General features: G+C 41.1%; 20 protein-coding genes. 13 read left to right on the plus strand and 7 right to left on the minus strand.

Going from position 1 to position 18920, the window contains the following annotated elements; genetic code table 11:
- The 4 genes from FIB07_08355 to FIB07_08370 are packed head-to-tail and all read right to left on the minus strand — an operon-like array spanning position 1 to position 3517.
- Positions 1–798, minus strand: coding sequence for a methyltransferase domain-containing protein (locus tag FIB07_08355; protein NJD52862.1), 798 nt, complete (start codon positions 796–798; stop codon positions 1–3).
- A 22-nt stretch (positions 799–820) separates the two neighbouring features.
- Complete coding sequence (locus FIB07_08360) at positions 821–1546, minus strand: methyltransferase domain-containing protein (GenBank protein ID NJD52863.1); 726 nt, start codon at positions 1544–1546, stop codon at positions 821–823.
- A 27-nt stretch (positions 1547–1573) separates the two neighbouring features.
- Positions 1574–2530, minus strand: coding sequence for a hypothetical protein (locus FIB07_08365; protein NJD52864.1), 957 nt, complete (start codon positions 2528–2530; stop codon positions 1574–1576).
- Between the two features lie 18 nt (positions 2531–2548).
- Positions 2549–3517 (minus strand): Patatin, encoded by a 969-nt coding sequence (locus FIB07_08370; protein NJD52865.1) that lies wholly within the window; start codon positions 3515–3517, stop codon positions 2549–2551.
- Positions 3518–3965: 448 nt separating this feature from the next.
- Between FIB07_08370 and FIB07_08375 the strand changes: the two genes are divergently transcribed.
- Complete coding sequence (locus FIB07_08375; GenBank protein NJD52866.1) at positions 3966–4835, plus strand: NAD-dependent epimerase/dehydratase family protein; 870 nt, start codon at positions 3966–3968, stop codon at positions 4833–4835.
- A 40-nt stretch (positions 4836–4875) separates the two neighbouring features.
- On the opposite strand, the gene FIB07_08380 is transcribed toward FIB07_08375, so the two are convergent.
- Positions 4876–5244, minus strand: a complete 369-nt coding sequence (locus tag FIB07_08380) for a helix-turn-helix transcriptional regulator (protein ID NJD52867.1) — start codon at positions 5242–5244, stop codon at positions 4876–4878.
- Positions 5245–5377: 133 nt separating this feature from the next.
- Here FIB07_08380 and FIB07_08385 point away from each other — a divergent pair, with 133 nt between their 5' ends.
- From FIB07_08385 to FIB07_08400, 4 genes are read left to right on the plus strand one after another with little or no spacing between them, the layout of a single operon-like run.
- Positions 5378–7156 (plus strand): thiamine pyrophosphate-binding protein, encoded by a 1779-nt coding sequence (locus FIB07_08385; protein NJD52868.1) that lies wholly within the window; start codon positions 5378–5380, stop codon positions 7154–7156.
- Positions 7134–8168 carry a 3-oxoacyl-ACP synthase III family protein gene (locus tag FIB07_08390; protein ID NJD52869.1) on the plus strand — a complete coding sequence of 345 codons (1035 nt, stop codon included), beginning with the start codon at positions 7134–7136 and terminating at the stop codon, positions 8166–8168. The genes FIB07_08385 and FIB07_08390 overlap by 23 nt, the downstream gene beginning before the upstream one ends.
- Before the next feature lie 3 nt (positions 8169–8171).
- The gene (locus FIB07_08395) at positions 8172–8753 is read left to right on the plus strand and encodes an SRPBCC family protein (GenBank protein ID NJD52870.1); all 582 of its coding nucleotides are present in this window, start codon (positions 8172–8174) and stop codon (positions 8751–8753) included.
- A 3-nt stretch (positions 8754–8756) separates the two neighbouring features.
- A complete protein-coding gene (locus tag FIB07_08400) occupies positions 8757–9860 on the plus strand; it encodes a ScyD/ScyE family protein (protein NJD52871.1) in 1104 nt (367 codons plus the stop codon).
- 67 nt (positions 9861–9927) lie between these two features.
- On the opposite strand, the gene FIB07_08405 is transcribed toward FIB07_08400, so the two are convergent.
- Positions 9928–11286 carry a nicotinate phosphoribosyltransferase gene (locus FIB07_08405; protein ID NJD52872.1) on the minus strand — a complete coding sequence of 453 codons (1359 nt, stop codon included), beginning with the start codon at positions 11284–11286 and terminating at the stop codon, positions 9928–9930.
- Between the two features lie 158 nt (positions 11287–11444).
- On the opposite strand from FIB07_08405, the gene FIB07_08410 reads away from it, so the two are divergent.
- The 8 genes from FIB07_08410 (at position 11445) to FIB07_08445 (ending at position 16941) form a co-directional block, all read left to right on the plus strand.
- The gene (locus FIB07_08410) at positions 11445–12266 is read left to right on the plus strand and encodes a peptidase M4 (GenBank protein NJD52873.1); all 822 of its coding nucleotides are present in this window, start codon (positions 11445–11447) and stop codon (positions 12264–12266) included.
- Between the two features lie 117 nt (positions 12267–12383).
- Positions 12384–12653: a winged helix-turn-helix transcriptional regulator gene (locus FIB07_08415; GenBank protein ID NJD52874.1), complete on the plus strand. Its 270-nt coding sequence runs from the start codon at positions 12384–12386 to the stop codon at positions 12651–12653.
- Between the two features lie 4 nt (positions 12654–12657).
- Positions 12658–12837 carry a hypothetical protein gene (locus FIB07_08420; protein NJD52875.1) on the plus strand — a complete coding sequence of 60 codons (180 nt, stop codon included), beginning with the start codon at positions 12658–12660 and terminating at the stop codon, positions 12835–12837.
- Positions 12838–12840: 3 nt separating this feature from the next.
- On the plus strand, positions 12841–13503 hold the full coding sequence (locus tag FIB07_08425; GenBank protein ID NJD52876.1) for a glutaredoxin: 663 nt from the start codon (positions 12841–12843) through the stop codon (positions 13501–13503).
- A gap of 290 nt (positions 13504–13793) precedes the next feature.
- Positions 13794–14261: a CoB--CoM heterodisulfide reductase subunit C gene (hdrC, locus tag FIB07_08430; GenBank protein ID NJD52877.1), complete on the plus strand. Its 468-nt coding sequence runs from the start codon at positions 13794–13796 to the stop codon at positions 14259–14261.
- A complete protein-coding gene (hdrB, locus tag FIB07_08435) occupies positions 14258–15139 on the plus strand; it encodes a CoB--CoM heterodisulfide reductase subunit B (protein ID NJD52878.1) in 882 nt (293 codons plus the stop codon). Before hdrC ends, hdrB begins: the two co-directional genes overlap by 4 nt.
- 99 nt (positions 15140–15238) lie before the next feature.
- Positions 15239–15523: a hypothetical protein gene (locus FIB07_08440; protein ID NJD52879.1), complete on the plus strand. Its 285-nt coding sequence runs from the start codon at positions 15239–15241 to the stop codon at positions 15521–15523.
- A 128-nt stretch (positions 15524–15651) separates the two neighbouring features.
- A complete protein-coding gene (locus tag FIB07_08445; GenBank protein ID NJD52880.1) occupies positions 15652–16941 on the plus strand; it encodes a trypsin-like serine protease in 1290 nt (429 codons plus the stop codon).
- A 56-nt stretch (positions 16942–16997) separates the two neighbouring features.
- On the opposite strand, the gene FIB07_08450 is transcribed toward FIB07_08445, so the two are convergent.
- The gene (locus FIB07_08450; protein ID NJD52881.1) at positions 16998–18899 is read right to left on the minus strand and encodes a VWA domain-containing protein; all 1902 of its coding nucleotides are present in this window, start codon (positions 18897–18899) and stop codon (positions 16998–17000) included.
- Positions 18900–18920 lie beyond the last annotated feature (21 nt).

The following is an 18920-nucleotide window of genomic DNA, read 5'->3' on the forward strand; positions in this document are numbered from 1 at the left end:
TCAAGGCTTTTCCTTTTTACCTATGTAATAAAGCCGATTGAAATCCACGATTATTCTTCCGTCTTTTGCCTGCCTCTTGATTTCTTCCCTCACGCTGTTATTAAAAGCTGCTATATAGTCATCACCAATCTCAATATCATAATATTTTTTTCCGGTATATCCATTTGCTGCGCCTGAAATATATATGTTGAAAGCTTCTTCAACAGAATAATCCGTTTGTTCATGGTCTATCTCGATAAAAATGGTGACAAACCCATGTTTTTCAAAGAATAGCCTGTAATCATTCTCTGTCGGAAGATGGAACCAGGGATTCTTCCAGTGGGAAAAAACGGGTTTTATCTCTTTATTTTCTGCAACTTTAGAAATGATCCTGCCAAACCATGGTGACCAGTCTGGTGTCGCAGGGCAGGCAAGGCCCAGTTTCCCGGATTTTTTTAATGAGTGAAATATCGCTTCAATTGCCCTGTCGGGATCGCTGAACCACTGCAGCGCTGAGTTGCAAAAACCTATATCAAATATTTCATTATGTTCAAGATCTTCAACTGCAAGCTGCCTGAAACTCATCTCAGGATACAGAGCCCTGGCTTGTTCGATCATACCTTCAGAAATATCGATGCCGGTTACTTTGCCACTGGTAGCCTTACTGAGCCAGTTTGTAATATGCCCGGGACCACAGGCGATATCAATAATATCATCCGCGCCTCTTATTTTCAGGAGGTCAAACAGCTTTACTGCTGCCTTTTGCTGCACGAGTGATTTCTCCCTGTACTTTCCGGATATTCCATCGAAGGTATTCATTTGTTCATTTGACCCATATCACTTATTTACCTGCAATCACGGTTATCATGCCTTTATTGTTCTCATATCGTGCAATCGTAAAACCAAGGCCTGACAGCTCTTTTGTTACCCATTCGGGCGGAATGCGAAGCTTTCTGTAGCAGCTCACATCCATTTTCCATCCATCCTTACTTTTCCTGTAGATAATGTCATTAACCCTAACATGCGCTGCTTCATATTCAAGAAAGCAGGTAAAAATGGTTTCTGAGTCGCTTTTGACCGGAATGAACCTGTCCACACCTTTTAGCTCAGGAATAAGATCCCTGAAAGTGATAACAAATTTCCCTCCAGTCTCAAGTGAACTGTAAACACCTGCAAACAGGCTTTTGACCATCTCAAAGGAATCAAGATGCGTCAGGGTATCGCCCATACATACGGCCAGCGTTACATTTTCAGGACAATGAGAAGCAAAGTTCAAAATATCATCCCTTATCGGGGTAATATGCATATCTGCGCTGTTTCTTTTTAATTCGTCCAGCAGTTCCCGGTCCTGATCAAATGCATATACGCTAAAACCCAATTGCGCCAGGGCGACGGACTGGAATCCGGGTCCGGACCCCAGGTCTAATGCAATTTTTGATTTTCCGGGGATAAGCTTCTGAACGATAAAAAAATCACGGTTTGCTTCAACTGTTTTATCAAAATCACCAAAAAGCCATGAATAATACCGTGCAAGAAGCCTGTCATAATGTTCCGCTACAGTAGCCATATAGAATCCCTTTATGTTATTGATCAATTAAGGTTTTGCTCTCAAAGTCAGTATTTTGATAGCGATATTCTCCACTATATCCTTGTTTTCAAGACCATTGACCCATTTTTCCGAAAAACACCCGATACCATGAAGCGCTCCGCACAAAGCGCCTGTTATACAGCCAATAGAATCCGCATCCCCGCCAGCGTTCACAGCTTCTATGACCGCCATTTCAGGTTCTTCAAAATACCTGGAAAAACAATAAAAGGCAGAAGGGACGGTATCATACACGTAATATGAAGTTCCAAATCCGGCAAAAACCATATCCGGTAATTCGTTTCGCGATTCATAAGCCAGTTCCATCTTCGTCGCAAGGCCAATGTCATGGTTTGATGCTCTTTTACAGGCTTTCCTCATGATTCCGGAACAATCATCTCCCTCAATCGCAGATCGGACTGCTACCGCGACTGCTACTGCGCCTGCAATTGCCCCTTTACTTTTATGCGTCGGGATTGAGGAAAGGACTGCACTGGATTCCACATTATCCAGGCTATCATAAAAAAGTCCGATCGGGGCAACTCTCATTGCAGAGCCGCAGGATGGTATATCACTTCCCGATTCTTTCCAGGAGATACCGGAATTTAATTTATCAATAGCAATGGAGCTTGAAGGCCCGATAAACGGACTCCTTGCAGGATCATTTCGGACTTCAATTCCCCATTTTGCTATCCTGCTTGCAAAATCAGCGGCATCAAAACCATTGCAGGCGATCAAAGATTGAGCAAGGACAAGCATCTGTTCAGTATCATCTGTATATTGACCTGCCCTCAGTTTCTCCCCGGAACTCCCTTTTGGCGCCCTGCCATAATCTTTTATGTACCCTGCTTTGAGAATTTCTTCTCTTCGTACTCCTTCATTTTGTTTTCCAAGAGCATCACCTATTGCAGCCCCGATCATACAGCCAGCGTATTTGTTTTTTAATTTTAATTCATTATATCCCATTGATATATTTTGATTCTTCTAAGCATTCACATACCAGTTCTTCAGGAAATTATCCGCTTCTTTATCTCCGTAAGCCATCATCTTTTTTATGAATGTGGGATTGCGTTCATGTCTTGATGCCGGATCAAGAGTGTTATCTGACATTTGTATCTTTTGCACTTTGATTGGCTTATATTTCTCATGCGGCAGGTATTTTGTCCATTTGTTGACTGCCTCTATAAACGTAATTTCCTGGTTAAGCGTAAGATTGCCTGAAATTTCATCCCGCCTCTCATGGATATTTTTTATTGATTCTGGTACTTTTTCTCTTTCTTCCTGGTATACCTGTATAATCCATATCTCATCAGGCTTTTCTTCTGCATTCCCGGTTATGAATTCTTTGATTGGCGGGTTCTGGCCATCCCAGTAAGTCTTGTTTTCAATATGGACTGCTCTTAAGAAAGTAGGAACAGCTGCTGATGCAAGGATTACATCTGCACTGATCTCATTTTTATAGCCATCGGTTTGAAACACCTTGAATTCTCCTGAATGTACTTCAACAGCGCCAATGAATAACTTCGGACCTGAAGAATCTAATTTCCGGATTTCTTCGAATTTCACATGTTTATTCAAAAGACTTCTCAATATATCCTGCGGTACAGGAGGATATAGATAAGGACTGAACTCAGGTATGATGCCTGCCTCCTGCATTCTATGGGTTGATACGAACAAGTTGTTTGCCACCATATCCCAGTATGAACTTGCCGAAGTATCTCTCCAGAAATCATCCAGCAGTTTGATAGCTTTGCCTTTGTCTTTCATTAATAACCCATACCATGCAAGGAGCGCACATACTGCCCCACCTGAAGTTCCGCTTAATACTGTTATCTCAAATTGCTTCTCCTCTTCCCGGAGGAGTCTTTTTAACACGCCTGCCGTGAAAGCAGTATGGCTTCCCCCGCCCTGGCATGCAATAGCGATTTTTTTGGTGTTATTATTTTCGTCCAAGATTGATTTAACCCCCTATCCTTATCTGTATGTAGTTCGTGCTTATAAAATATTTCGGTTTATCTCCTGTGTCAGGTTCTTTTGTCTTTTTCATGCTCCTGATAACGATTATTTCAACTGGAAACTCAAAGTTTTACTCCATAATTCCATATCATGAAGGACGGGAGGTCCCTTCCTTTTTCAGTTGTGTATATTCAACCATAGGAGGAATTTCAGCAAAAACTTTCTTTTCAATTATATCATAATACTGACGCTTAGGTAACTTACTATCGTACGGGTTGCTATCCATTTATGTAGTTTATTATATCAATTAACTTTACTCGATAAATCACAGGTGATAAATAAATGAATGAAAAAACATCTCTAATTAAGGAAAAAAATATGAAAAATATATACATACAGGAGCAGGTTAGACTACACTTCAGCAAATAATGAATGAGGTTCAATTATGAGACATACTATTCTCGTAGTGGGTGCAACAGGAATGCTTGGCGAACCCGTTGCCCGTCAATTACAAAAAGACGGATATGCTGTTCGTGTCCTGGCGCGCAACCCGGAGAAAGCCAGAGCCAAACTCGGGGAATCCTTTGAGTATTTCAGAGGAGATGTCGGAGACATTTCTTCGTTAGAAAAGGCCCTGGATGGATGCTTCGGGGTTCACATTAATTTGAGAGGGGGTCCTAAGGCAGAGGATTTTGACCGGATTGAACATCGAGGAACTGCTAACATTGCCAGGGTATCCGCAACTATGGGGGTGCAACGCATATCCTACTTATCTGGCGCTGCTGTATTTGAAGAGAATTCCTGGTTTCCTTCGATCAAGGCAAAACTTCAAGCTGAAGCAGCAATTCGTGAGAGCGGTGTTCCCTATTCCGTTTTTTGCGCAACACATTTTATGGAATCTCTTCCCCTGTATATCAGAGGCAAGCGGGCTTCGGTCCTCGGAAAACAGCCACACCGTTTGCATTGGCTGGCAGCAGGCGATTACGCAAAGATGGTATCAAAAGCATTTCTGTTACCTGAAGCGATGAACAAGAGATTCTTCATTTACGGTCCTGAAGCATTAACGATACCAGAAGCACTTGAGAAATATTGCTCGATCGTGCATCCCGGTGTGAAAGTTTCTTCAGTCCCAATTTGGCTAATGTCTCTGATTGGCAAAGTCTCCTTAAATACTGAATTGCAATTCATTGCTGGATTGATGAGGTTCTTTGACAGAGTAGGTGAAGGAGGAAACCCAGAGGAAGCCAGTAAGCTGCTTTGTACGCCCATAACCACTTTGGAGCGATGGAGCGAGAAACAGAGAAACATCGCCTAACAGTTTGTTTGCCGTTCTCTTTTTTTATCCTTTTTAAACTTCAGTTGTTATTGCATGAACCCTGACGATTTACTGGTTGGTTTTGGCTGTGCCATTTTCTACTCCATATTTCCATATCATAAAGTACATTACAGAGGTCTTTTCCTTTATCGGTTAGAGTATATTCAGTTCTCGGGGGGATTTCGGCGAAAATTTTTTTTTCGATTATACCATAGTCAACGAGCTCACAAAGTTTTATAGAAAGTGTTTTAGAATTTATTTTTAAAGATTTCAAAATCTGGTTGAACCTCATAGGACATTTAGCGCGACTTAAATCTCTTATGATAAGAAGACTCCATTTATTGCCTATTAAGATTACAGTTTTTTCAACAGGACAGGGAATTTTCTTAAAATCTTTTGGATAATTCATTTCTACGACTACTTTTTAAGATACAACTTACTTTCATGTAACTTACTATCCTGCTGGTTGCCATTCTTTTAAATACTTTACTATTTTACTACGCTCAATCAATATTCATGTAAAAATACGGAGGAAAACGGGAATGGCTGAGATCGTTCATGCAGAAGAATATGTAATCCTTTCAGAATCTTCTTTCAGAAACATAAATGAAGTTCCAGAAGGTATAACTGTTGCCCAGGGGATAAGATACTTTTTGGAGAAGATAGGTGTTGAATATGTATTTGGTGTTCCGGGAGGTGCAATTATTGTTCTATTTGATGAACTTTGCAAGTCGGATCGAATAAAATTCATATCAACAAAGACAGAGTCGGGCGCCGCATTTATGGCAGCTACTTATGCCAGAGCGTCTGGAAATATAGGGATATGTATCGCCACCTCTGGGCCAGGGGCTACAAACCTTATCACAGGCTTATCTTCAGCAAAACTCGATGGAATACCTGTATTGGCAATTACCGGCCAGACATCTTTCTCACAGAGGGGGTGCGGGGCAAGTCAGGAGATGAGCGATTATACAATTGATATAATGCCTCTTCTAAATCAAGTGACAAAAAGAAGTTCACTTATCACCAATCCTTCACTGATCTACAAAGTGTTAAATGAATTGATCCATATCGCTTTTACCCCGAGATGGGGACCTGTCGCTATCAATCTACCAATTGACGTATCTATGGCCATCTCCTCGTATCCTAAACAAATAGAAGTTAGCCGAAAATTTAATAAAAATAATGATCTTAACAAGGAAGACATAAATAGTGCTCTATATTTTTTCCACAAAGCCCGCTCACCGCTTATTTTAGCAGGTTACGGTGTTGAACAAGCTGGAGCTGAGGAAAAGCTCTTTGAGTTCGCGACAAAATTTGGTATTCCTGTTATGACAACACCTAAAGCTAAGGGTGTATTTCCAGAAAATCATCCGCTTTCATTAGGTTCTTTTGGGTATGGTGGCTCACGACAGAGCATTGAATATATAAGAAAGGGAAATGCTGACCTTCTTTTGGCTTTAGGTACCCGTTTTAGCGAAGTATCAACCAACGGATGGATGCCAGAATTATACAATATCTCCCAGATACTCCATGTTGATATTGATCCAAGTTCTATAGATTATCGGTTCAAATCTCTCTATAATTTTTTGATGGATATAAATATATTTTTAATGAAACTCCATGAGGGGTTAATAAAAACACCATTAAACTTCTCAATTGATATTGAAGGATACAAAGAGGTTATACCCCGCCATCTCGAAGAGATGAAATACTTTTCGGATTCCATCCCTATAAAACCACAAAGACTATTGAAAGATATTCAAGAAAGTTTTCCTGAAGATACAGCTTATTTTATTGATATCGGTTCAATCCATCTATGGGCAAATCACTATATGACTATTAAAAATCCTAAAAGTTATTTCATTGCTTATGGACTTGCTTCTATGGCTTCGGCAGTAGCGGGTGTTATTGGTGGAAAACTAGCATTGAAGGAAAGGCCTGTAGTCTGTATTACAGGAGATGGCAGTTTTTTAATGAATGGCTTTGAAATTAATACAGCTAAATTAATGAAGCTACCTATAGTGTGGATAATCTTAAATGATAGCCGCTGGGGTGTAGTTTATTACGGGATGCGATCTTTTGGATTAAAAACCAATCAAACAGAGTACTCTATGGTAGACTTCGCTCAATTGGGGTCTTCCTTTGGTTGTAACGGGATTCAGATTGATTCACCTGGCCAGATCAATCAGAAACTTGTTCAGGAAATTCTCTCCTTAGACATACCGACTATACTTGATGTTCATATAGACCGGGAAGAGGCCCCTCCAATCCTTGGTAGGGTAAAGAGCCTTCAGCATGGTGGTGATTCAAATGAATAATCAAATATCGGTTGGGATTGTTGGACTTGGGAGTTACTTGCCTTCTAAAATTATTAAAGATGACTTTTCCCAACAGTCTGATACAGGGGTAGATAAAATAGATGAACAATTGTCTGAGATATTTCAAGGGGGCATCGAAAGAAGATTTGCTGTAGAAGGAGAAACATCTGTGGAATTTGGTGTTAAAGCTTCAACGGAAGCTATAAAAGATGCCAATCTGTCCCCTGCCGATATCGATATTATATTGGTTTCTTCTGCTGTTCACGATAAGATATGGCCAGGGGATGCAACAGCTATACAGCATAAACTGAATGCGGAAAATGCCTCTGCCGTGAATATAGATACAGCATGTACCTCTTTTATCACCTCCATGATATATGGAACGGCACTAATTAAAGCAGGATTTTATAAAACTGTACTTATTATTTCAATTGCAAACTGGGCCACAAGGATTATTGATATATCTACAAAGAGCGGGCAAATTATTGGCGACGGCGCCGGAGCTATTATACTGTCGGATGTGAATAAAGACTGCTCATATATCGGCTCATGGGAAAAGAGCTACGGTCAATATTACAATTCCATGACAATCGAGCTATCTAATCCTGCCTCTTTTAAAAGACGGAGAAATTACTGGGAGCCATCTTACGAAAAACTCTATTTCGAATTTAATGAAGATGATATAGGAGATTTAAAAACAAGGGTACCTGAGATGGTTCCCAATGCTGTGCAGAAATCCATTGAAAAAACAACTTTCAAGATTGCTGATATTAACTGGTTTTTTCCCCACCAGCCAGGCATATTCCTGATAGAAAAGTGGCGCCAAAATTTATCGTTGCCTGTTGATAGATGCCTCCATACCTTTTTGCGGTACGGGAATTTAGGGGCTGCCAGTATACCGGTAAGTTTAACAGAGGCTTATAAACAGGAGAAATTGAAAAAAGGAGATATCATTGCAATGGCAGCCCCTGGCGTGGGGCAAGTCGTATCATCAATAATATGGAGATGGTAAAATATGAATGAAAACTTAGCAGACAGCGAAAAAAGAATTATTAATATTGAGAATACATCGCGGGAAGATATATGGTCACTGATAAGATTACGAACCAAGGAATATTATTCTCATAATGACATCTTTGGTAAATTTTGTAATGTGAACCAGTATATCGATGTCCCGGTAGACTTCGCATATGCTTATCTATCCAATATAAAAAATTTAGAAGAGTGGACGTTTAGTGTCAGGTCTTTAAAACATATTGGAGAAGGCTTATATGAAGGAGTTGAGACTATTGTCGAAAATACAAAGATATACATCCGAGCCGATTGTTATCCTGAAAGCAAGGTAATTGATTGGCCATGTGCATGGGATCAGAAAGAGGCACTCTGGATGTTTTATGCTACACGATTATTGAATGCCAGACCTGCTTTGGGAAAAGATGGGACTATATTAATTTGGACAAACTTCCGACATCAAAATTATATCAATGGTCCTAGACCAGAGCTCATTGAAGGCTGGAACTATATGCATGTGATTCATGGCATTGAAGCAAATAATTTGGGAATTATCCTGGAGAATAAATATAGAAAGGAGGAATAAAAAATGAGTCAAATAAGTAAGGCTATATTGATTGCCTTAATCTTAATGAGTTCGATAAGCATTGCCACCCCGGAAACAGGAGCATCTCATCGGGCAAATATAACCGCCTCAGGTCTTAACAAGCCATACGGCTTATTTCTTGAAAAGAATGGGGATTTGCTAATCGCGGATTCAGGTTCGGCAACCCCTTACCAACCGAGCACCAGCGATGGAAAGATTCTGAAGCTCACTTCAAAAGGTTCTTTAGAAGTATTGTTGTCAGATATGCCTTCTCGCTGGTTTATTGGAAACACTGAAGGTCCTATGAGTATTGCTAGAGATGATTTTTCGGATAATAACGAATCCCTCTTTGTAGATATAGGAATTGCATATAAACAGGAGACAGGAAGTCTCTTTGAAACATACGATGCACGCGGTTTTTCTGTATTAATATATGACATTAAAGATCAAACTCTGATTAAGAAATATGCAAATCTACTGGATGCCGAAGCTATTTTTAATCCAGATAAGCGTCCGCCCTTGGAAAGTAACCCAACAAAAATAAAATTCGGAAAAGATAGAGTTTTATACGTGGTTGATTCTGCGGCCAATGCTGTCTGGCAGGTGGACAAATATGGACAGGTTACCACCTTTGCAGCCCTCCCATTATATGATCTACCACCCGGAGCACCACCCATTGGAGAAAAGATAGAACCAGTTCCAACGTCCATTGCTATTAAGGGTTCAAAAGCTTACATATCTGTTTTCACTGGCTTCCCTTTTATTGCAGGTTTGGGAAGAGTTATAGAAGTAGATATCGATACAGGAGAACAGAAGGATTTTATTACTCAGCTTAATTTTCCTGTTGATATAGAATTCGACAGAGATGGTAATCTGTATATCCTTGAATATACTTCTTCCTTTGATCTAACAACTGGATTTCAGTTAAATTCTGGAAGAATCTTAAAATCAGGTCAAGGAGGTTCCCATGAGATTATCGTAGATGGTATCAATTTTCCCAGAGATATGGTTATTGATAGGGATGGGATGATTTATGTCTCTAGCCTAGAGCAGGATTCCCAAGAAACTGAAACAGGAAGGGGTCAAATACTGAAGATTATGAAGTAATCTGCTCACTGATTTTTTTTGAAGATAGATAATAATTATGCTTTTCACTTTGATCAAGTTTTCCTGCTTATTCCTGCCTTATCTCTTCCCGTTTGATTTTCCCAACAATATCACCTCGAAGCTGTGTCAATCCCCCGCTGAACTCAACAGGATATGCAGGCGCTCCTTCAAGTTTCTTGTAAATATCCGGTAACTTTGAGAAATTTGTGGCCGCATTTTGCCGTATCTCATTCAGTGATGACCTGCCACAAACGATCTTTCCTTTCCTGACGACAGTTTCCAATAAAGGCACACCTTCATTAACGATCTCATTCTCAAGAGTTATAACATCTTTTTTGAACTTACCGTTTTCCATTATGCGCCATACTACTTTTTTACCGGGAAGGGTTGTTTTTACGATCTCTTCAGAGAGTTTCATTTTGGGGATATGCTTTCCACCTTCTACAATATCCGAAAGTTTGTATATCCCATCAAGCGCAGGACTTGGACGTCCAGTTATAAGTTCTGTCCCTACCCCGAACATATCGATCTTTGCACCTTTATTTATGAGTTCATCAATTTTCCACTCATTGAGGTCCCCGCTTGCAACTATTTTCGCATATCCAAGGCCGCCATCGTCCAGGATTTTGCGGACATGCTTTGAAAGTTCGGACAGATCCCCGCTGTCAAGCCTCACACCAAGAAGTCTCTCACCTCTTTTTTCAAGCTCCTTTCCCACAATCACGGCTTTTTTTGAGCCTTCAATTGTATTATAGGTATCAATGAGCAGGAAACATCTTTTTGGAAATGCATCGGCATAGGCACGGTAGGAGTCGATCTCATGGTTAAAACTCGTTACAAACGAATGCGCCATTGTCCCTGATACAGGGATTCCAAGTTTTTTCCCTGCAAGCACACTGGATGTGGAAGCGCATCCCCCGATGTATGTCGCGCGGGTTGCTTCGAGATGACCGTCCCCCTGGGCGCGGCGCAATCCGAATTCTGCAATCGCTCGTCCTTTTGCAGCATAGGCCACGCGCGAGGCTTTAGTGGCAATCAGTGTTGAGAAATTCATTTTATTGAGCAGGTACGTTTCCACAAGCTGGGCTTCGATTATGGGAGCTGTTACTCTTATTATCGGTTCGATCGGAAACGCAATGCTCCCTTCTGGCATTGCAAGAATGTCACCTGTGAATTTGAAATCCTGCAATGTCTTAAGGAACTTCTCATCAAAATCCTGTGTCCTCAGGTATTCTATGTCATCACTCTCAAAACGCAGGTTTTCAATGTAATCAAGAAGAAAACTTAATCCTGCGGTTATGAGATAAGAGCCTGAGGGAATCTTACGTACAAAATAATCAAATGTAGCTTCCGGGTTATGTCCGGATTTCCAGTAAGCCTGCATCATTGTAAGCTGGTAGAGGTCGGTTCTCAGGGCATCGCTCATAATATCCAGGTTGGAGCGGTAATGAATTAAAAGTTTCTAAAAGACAGGATTTCAAAACTAAATGCCGAAATCTTTATACCATAGTAAGTTAAATTATAGTATGTAAGAAAAACTTACACATGAAATAAATAATAAAATATCAAAGGTGATAAGAAAATATGAACAATAAAACGATCCTGGTCATAGCAGCGATCATTGTTGTCCTGGGAGCAGGTTATGCCGTGGCAAGACCTGGTAATTTCTGGAATGGCATGATGGGAGGCTATGGTACTACTGGTAATGGCATGATGGGCGGAAATGGAATCGGCATGATGGGCGGCGGCATGATGGGCGGTTATGGACCCGATAATGGCATGATGGGAGGCTATGGAAGAGGCAACGGCATGATGGGAGGCTACGGAACAGCCAATGGCATGATGGGTAGCGGTGGAATGATGACCGGTGATGGATCCGGTTATGGAAATCACTGCGGGGCAGATGCCACAGGCAATGGGGAAAATTCAACCCCCATAACCATCGATGAAGCAAAGACATCAGTGGAGCAATATCTTATAAAGACCGGAAATAGTGACCTTGAGATCGCCGAGGTTTTGCAATTCGAAAATAACTTCTATGCAGGAATAAAAGAGAAAAGTACAGGCAAATATGCTTTTGAACTCCTGGTTAATAAATATACAGGTGCAGTAGTTCCTGAAATGGGGCCGAACATGATGTGGAATTCGAAATATGGGTATATGAACATACAAGAAACAGAAACTAAAGTGACAGAAGAACAGGCCCTGAAGAATGCACAGGAATATCTTGACAGGACTCTGCCCGGAACAAAAGTGAACAGCGCGGATGATTTCTACGGTTATTACACAATGGAAGTAACAAAAGATGGAAATATTTACGGCATGCTCAGCGTTAACGGCTACACGGGCGCTGTCTGGTATCACAATTGGCATGGTACATTTGAAAAAGTTCTGGAGGTGGACTAATTTCTCAATATTTTTCCAGTATATTTCCTTTCAAAAATAGTAAATTACTTTATTTTAAATATGTTAAGATTCTTTTAGTCAATCGGTGAAAAGGTGGATAAGAACTCCCTTGCGGAAATGCTAAACGCGCTTGGTAACGAGCATAGCTTGAAGATCCTGGCAACACTTGCCGAATGTGAATGTTATGTATCTGAGCTTGCCAAGGAAGTGGGAATTTCGCGTCCGCTCCTGTATCTTCATCTTAAGAAACTTGAAAATGCCGGTCTTGTGGAAAGTGAGATAAGGCATTTTGAAGAGCCTCCATATACAAAGAAATACTATAAAGCAAAGAATTTTGAATTAGTACTTTCATTAAGTAGAATCAAGGAGATAGTAAAAAAGGAGTAAAACCATGTCAATGATGGATACAATGTTCGGCTCAACCTCTCAGGTGTCTATAAACACACTTATAATAGTTGTCATAATTTTTGGTCTTATATTGATTTATTTGGCTTATATGATATTAATGGAACTCAAGGAATCAAAAAAATCCCTTGAGAGAATGGAAAAACTCTTAAAATCGGTAGAGTGATTTATGGTGCTCCAGGAGAGCGATAAGCAAACTATCCAGAAAAAATTTACGGGCCTTGCAGACGATGTGGAACTCATTGTTTTTTCACAGGAGTCAGAGTGCATGTTCTGCAAGGAAACAAGAGAATTAGTGCTTGAACTGGGGACATTATCAAAAAAAATAAAAGTAAAAGTATATGATTTTGTATTGAATGGGGATGAAGCCCTGAACTATAAAATTAAAAACATCCCTGCAATAGCAGTTGTGGGAAAAATTGATTATGGCATCAGGTATTTTGGCGTACCTGCAGGATATGAACTGGCGGCCCTGATCGATACGATAATTGATGTTTCCAAGGGAAAAACATCGTTATCAGATGCATTAAAGACAAAGCTTGCAGAAATAAAAAAACCCGTGCATTTACAGGTATTCGTTTCTCCTACCTGCCCGTATTGCCCTAAAGCAGCAAGGACAGCGCACCAGTTTGCAATCGAAAATGAAAATATCCGCTCTGATGTAATAGAAATGATTGAATTCCCTTACCTTGCCCAGAAGTACAGCGTTATGAGCGTTCCTCACATTGTGATCAACAATGATACTTCATTCACAGGTGCACAACCTCCGGAGATATTTATTCAACAGATAGCATTGGCGCTGCGCTCTGCCTACAATCCAATGTACTCTTGAATTTGCTTTTTTGCCGGAATGGGAAAATTCGTCCGTATTGAAAAACATAAACGGGCGGTCAGAGGTATGGGGGTGGTAGGTTATAAAAAAAATCTAACCGCTCGTTATACATAAGTATAATACGTATCATATTTAACCTTTTCCTCAAATTTAATGATAATAATCATTATTGACGAGCGGACGGGGAGTGGGAGTGGTGGGTTATTTAAAAAAATCCGACCGCTCGTCACATATAATTATAATCATTATGATATTTATACTTTATCATCTTTGAAATATAAGTCTTAAATATAAGCATTCACATAATTCCCACAATGAAAAATTCCGAGATTCTCTCCTGTTTCCAGTGCGGCACATGTACGGGAAGCTGCCCGTCTGGAAAGTACACAAGCCTGAATGTGAGACGGATCGTTAAAGATTCCATAAAAAAAGATGTCTCAGACCAGCCTGATCTCTGGATGTGTACGACCTGCTATAACTGCCAGGAAAGATGCCCGCGTGGAATAAAAGTCACAGATGCCATCCTTTACCTCCGTGCCGAAGCTGTAAAAAAAGGCAGGATACAGCCTGCCCACAGGGCTGTATGCAAATTCCTTATTGAGGTGGGGCATGCAGTCCCGATTGATGATATTCACATAGCAATCAGGGAAAAAATCGGGCTTTCGGAGCCTGAGACAGTACGAAAGTACCCGAAGGCGCTAAAGGATGTAAAAACTCTTCTTGAATCATGCGGTTTTAATGAGCTGGTAAAAGAATGAAGGACTTATCTCTTTTCCTTGGATGTGTGATCCCGAACCGTTATCCTGGCATCGAAAAAGCCACAAGGTTAATCCTTGACAGGCTGGGGTTGAAATGGAGTGAATTGAAAGAAGCTTCATGCTGTCCCGCGCCAGGGATATTCCGTTCGTTTGATCAAGTAACATGGCTCACTATCGCTTCAAGGAACATAGTGCTGGCCGAAGAAAATAACACCGATATTCTGACGATCTGCAATGGCTGCTTCAGTTCCCTCATGGATGCCAATAATATCTTAAAGAACGACACAGCTCTTCGAAATGAAGTAAATTCTCATCTTAAAAAGATCAATAAGGAGTATAAAGGTACTATTGAGGTCAGGCACATAATTGAATTCTTGAGTAAAGAAATCGGTGCAAAAAACCTGAATAAATTAATTGAGAAACCCCTTGAGCTGAGAGTCGCAGTGCATTACGGATGCCATCTCCTGAAACCAACAAGAGAAAGAAAGCTGGGGGGCGCAGAATGCCCGGTATTTTTTGATGAGCTTGTTGAGGCAACAGGCGCTGTAAGTGTTCCGTATGAAGGAAAAACAAGTTGCTGCGGCGCTGGTGGAGGAGTGCGTTCAGCAATGCTTGAAACTTCATTTAAGATGACAGAATACAAACTGGACAGGATCAAAAAAGCTAACATTGACTGCATCGTAGAAGCATGTCCGTTTTGTCATCTGCAATACGACGGCGGGCAGGCAGAGCTTGCAAAAGCAGGAAAAACCTACAATATCCCGGTTGTTCATTATAGCCAGCTGCTCGGTCTGGCATTCGGCTATACGCCAGAAGAAGTCGGGCTGCATCTCAATGCTGTCAGGAGCCCTGAATTTGAAAGCAAGATCGCCCATTAATGTTTCTGGTAAATATATATAGAAGCAGGCGCTTATACTGTACAAGCGATAAACGTGTAATCTATTTGTTGACTAACAACAGGAGGGAATATCAGCATCATGGGGGATGACACTATTTCGGCAAAAGATCTGGCAAAATTTATAGGAACTCTGGCCGATATCATACAACGGATAGGGTCGCTTGAAGAGCTTGAAGGTTGGTTAAGGTCGCAACACTATATAAAGTCTATCAGGACGATGGACTACCTCATCAAGACCAATCCGCCACGCAAAGAATTGCTGGTTACCTTCAAGATGGACAATGGCTCGACAGTCACAAAGGTCATCGATGTAATTCTTTACCCAAATAAAACCTTTGGTCTGGCTGAAGTGCACGAACCATAGTACTATAGAAGGACAATTATTCAATATAACAATTTGAGCGACATATTTATATACTAAAAAGAATACCTATTTGTCAGGTGGGATTTAGAGCAGGATTTATCTCTCACTTAAATAAAAGGGTGGTTTAAATGTCTGATAAAAAAATTGGTTCAACTAATAAATTGAATAGCTTTGAAGCAAATGAACTATTGGAAGAATTAAGGAGTCGTAAAAACAAGGTAAAATCTATCGGACCTCTTCGGGATTTTGACTCAGCTGCGATAGCTAAAGTATTAAAAAATAAACAAAAGGCAATATATGGGGTAGACGATAGAATGGATTTATTTAAAGTTACGGATCAAGGAATTCTTGAAGATGCCGATTGCGTGGTAAGTTTATTTCAGAATAGAGAGGTTGTAGACAATGGTGATGGCACGTCTACACTTGCAACAAAAAATTTTGGTACGGAATATAACTTATGCAATAATGAACGTTTTAGAGAGCAACCAATCGGAGCCTTTTGTTCCGGTTTTCTGGTAGCTCCGGACCTTGTAGCTACTGCAGGACATTGTGTCAATCCAGGCAACGTAACTAATATACTATTTGTCTTTGGGTTTAGAATGATAGATGAAACAACACCATCGACTATTATCGATAACAATGAAATCTATCGAGGTTTGGAAGTAATAAAACAAGAAGAAATATCCGAAGGTGCTGATTGGGCAGTAGTCAAACTGGAAAGAGCAGTAGCAAATCATAAGATTGCTGAGTTTAGGAGAACAGGGATAATACAGGATAATCAAAAAGTCCATGTAATCGGGCATCCTTGTGGACTTCCTACCAAATTTGCAGGTGGAGCGGAAGTTCGCGATAACACACCCGGTGAATTTTTTGTTGCGAATTTAGATACTTATGGAGGCAATTCAGGTTCGCCAGTTTTTAATAGTGAAACTCATCAGGTTGAAGGAATTTTAGTAAGAGGAGAAACAGATTTTGCCAGTTCTAACGGCTGCGACGTTTCTCTTGTATGTCCAAGTAGAGGCTGTAGGGGTGAAGACTGCACAAGGACTACTGAATTTTCAGATTTAGTGCCATCACCAGATGAGCCAAATGAAGGGCCAGAAATTATTTCTTTGGACACGACAATTTCATCCATGCTACCAGATAAAGATAGCATTAAAGAATATGTTATTAAAGGAGTTGAAAGTGGTAAAAAACTCACTATAAATTTAGAGGGACCAGAAGGCCAGGATTTTGACTTATATGTTAAATTCGGGTCACTGGCAAAAGTTGATGATTGGGATTCCCGCGGTTATACCTCTGACCCCAATGAAGAAGTAACAATTGACCCAACCGAACAAGGAGATTACTACATTACAGTGCACTCCTTTGCTGGTAAAGGTAATTTTAATCTTAAAGCCAATACGATGTCAAGCTAAAATGATTAAATAGGGGGGAGTGTAATATAACTCAACAAAATCTTTTACACTCCCATCTACCCTGTGAGCTTTTCCAGAACTGCCAGTTCATGTCCCAGGGTTTCATCCCCTGAAGCCTCCATTTCCCTCTTAAAGTGCTCCACAAACAATTTAAAAAGTTTCTTGTAGTGGTCTGTGACATGCAGAGGAATAGATTGGCGTTCCCATCTTCCCGGTTTTACAGGTACAACTATGCCACTTTCCAGGCTCACAGCTGGCTGAATCTTCGGTCCCTCCTTCACTTCCCTCATCTCATCAATGAGCCAGTTCTTGAGAAGATCGCTATATCTTGCAAAGAGTATGGCCTTTCGAACGCCAGATCCCTGATAAAACTCGGATTCCCCTTTCATGGTCTCAACCCTTGTTTCATCTTCATGGTGCATATTTTCCCTATCCTTATAGGTAACTTTTAGCATCATCCTGCTTTCAGGTGAAATCTTTTTCAGCTTCATTAGCACGACCCCACCTTTAATCTCCTTCTCCTCGGCTTTTGATGGGAATAGCGTACTTACCTTTATTATTTCCCCTGTGGCCTCATCCGCTTCAGGAGATCCATAAACCTTCTCGATTTTGTAACCTGAGGCATGCAGATAGAGCTGCAAATCGAACACCAGAGGCGTGACCATATAATCGAATTCCTCATCCATGCGCTTTCTGAACTCCTCAGCAGAGTGGATGGAGTAATAATTGGCTCCCCGGATCCTGGTCATTTTTTCTACCAGCTCTGTGTTGAAATCGACCCCGACACCTATGAAGGTTGTATATATGCTGTTGGCAGCATTCTCCCTGAAGCTTTTTAGCATCTCTTCTTCTTTTGTCTCCCCTGTATTGGGCATGGCATCAGTTAGAAAGATTATCCTGTCCGCGTACTGCTCCAGGTCCGATTTCTTATTTCCCGCAGGAGCCTTCCCCCGAACCCTGGAGAAGAGCTCAGTCCCTTTCCTGATCCCTGCCTCCATATTGGTGCCACCGTATGCCCCGATTTCCATGATTGTCTTACCGAGCTTTTCTGTGTTTTTATCTTTCATAAGTGTCAGGGGTTCCACCAGCAATGCATTATCAGAAAAGACGACAAGCCCAAAGCGGTCATCATCTTTCAGATGCTTTAGTAGGTTTGCTATTGTTTGGCTGGCGATCTCCATCTTGGTCACATCAGCGACCTTTGTCATTGTCTCCCCTTTGTTTCCAAAGCGATCATAGTAATATTGACCAAAGTTTGTCCTCATAGAACCTGAGCGGTCAAGCACCAGAACCATGTTCAGCTTGCTTCTGCGAAAATCTGTTATGCCAGAGTTAAGGCCAACAGAAAGGTAGTACTGAGGTTCCCCGGATAAGGGATCTCTCGATATGGCGTAGCTGTAGGATGGGCAGAAGATTTTCTTGCACTCTCTCTGGGTGGTCTGGAAATAATATCCATAAGCTATACCCTCGAATGTCACATCAGTGGGCAGGGGCAGGTAGCCCTTCTCTATGTTCTCCCTGAAATTGCCAATGTCCTTGGCTCCACCAACTGAGAAGCCGATGCTTCGGGATGGTGCAAACGACCTGGCCGCAGCCATCGAAATAGACCCGATCGGGCTTGATAGGGTCTTTTCTATTCCCTGGATCACATGAAATGTAACTGAGTTGCTTTCGTATCCATCAAGAATATACCAGATTTCATAACTTCCTTCTACCTCAGATTGATACCATGTTCTGTAGATGTAACCTTTTTTCACAGTGATGCTGAATATGGTATCTATCGATCCTGTTGGATAACGGCATAGAAGAAGGAGGTTTCCATCGGTAGCAGGCTGTAACTCCAGCCTTGCCCAAGACCCTGCAGGCAACTCCAGGGAGGTCCTTCTTTCCTTCGCTGATGAATCGGTGACCCAGAGGCTGCTTTTATTATCTTTCCCAGACTTTGGGCCTTCCTTCACGATTTCAATATCTGATGTACC

The sequence above is a fragment of the Candidatus Methanoperedens sp. genome (genome assembly GCA_012026795.1).
Taxonomy (GTDB): Archaea; Halobacteriota; Methanosarcinia; order Methanosarcinales; family Methanoperedenaceae; genus Methanoperedens.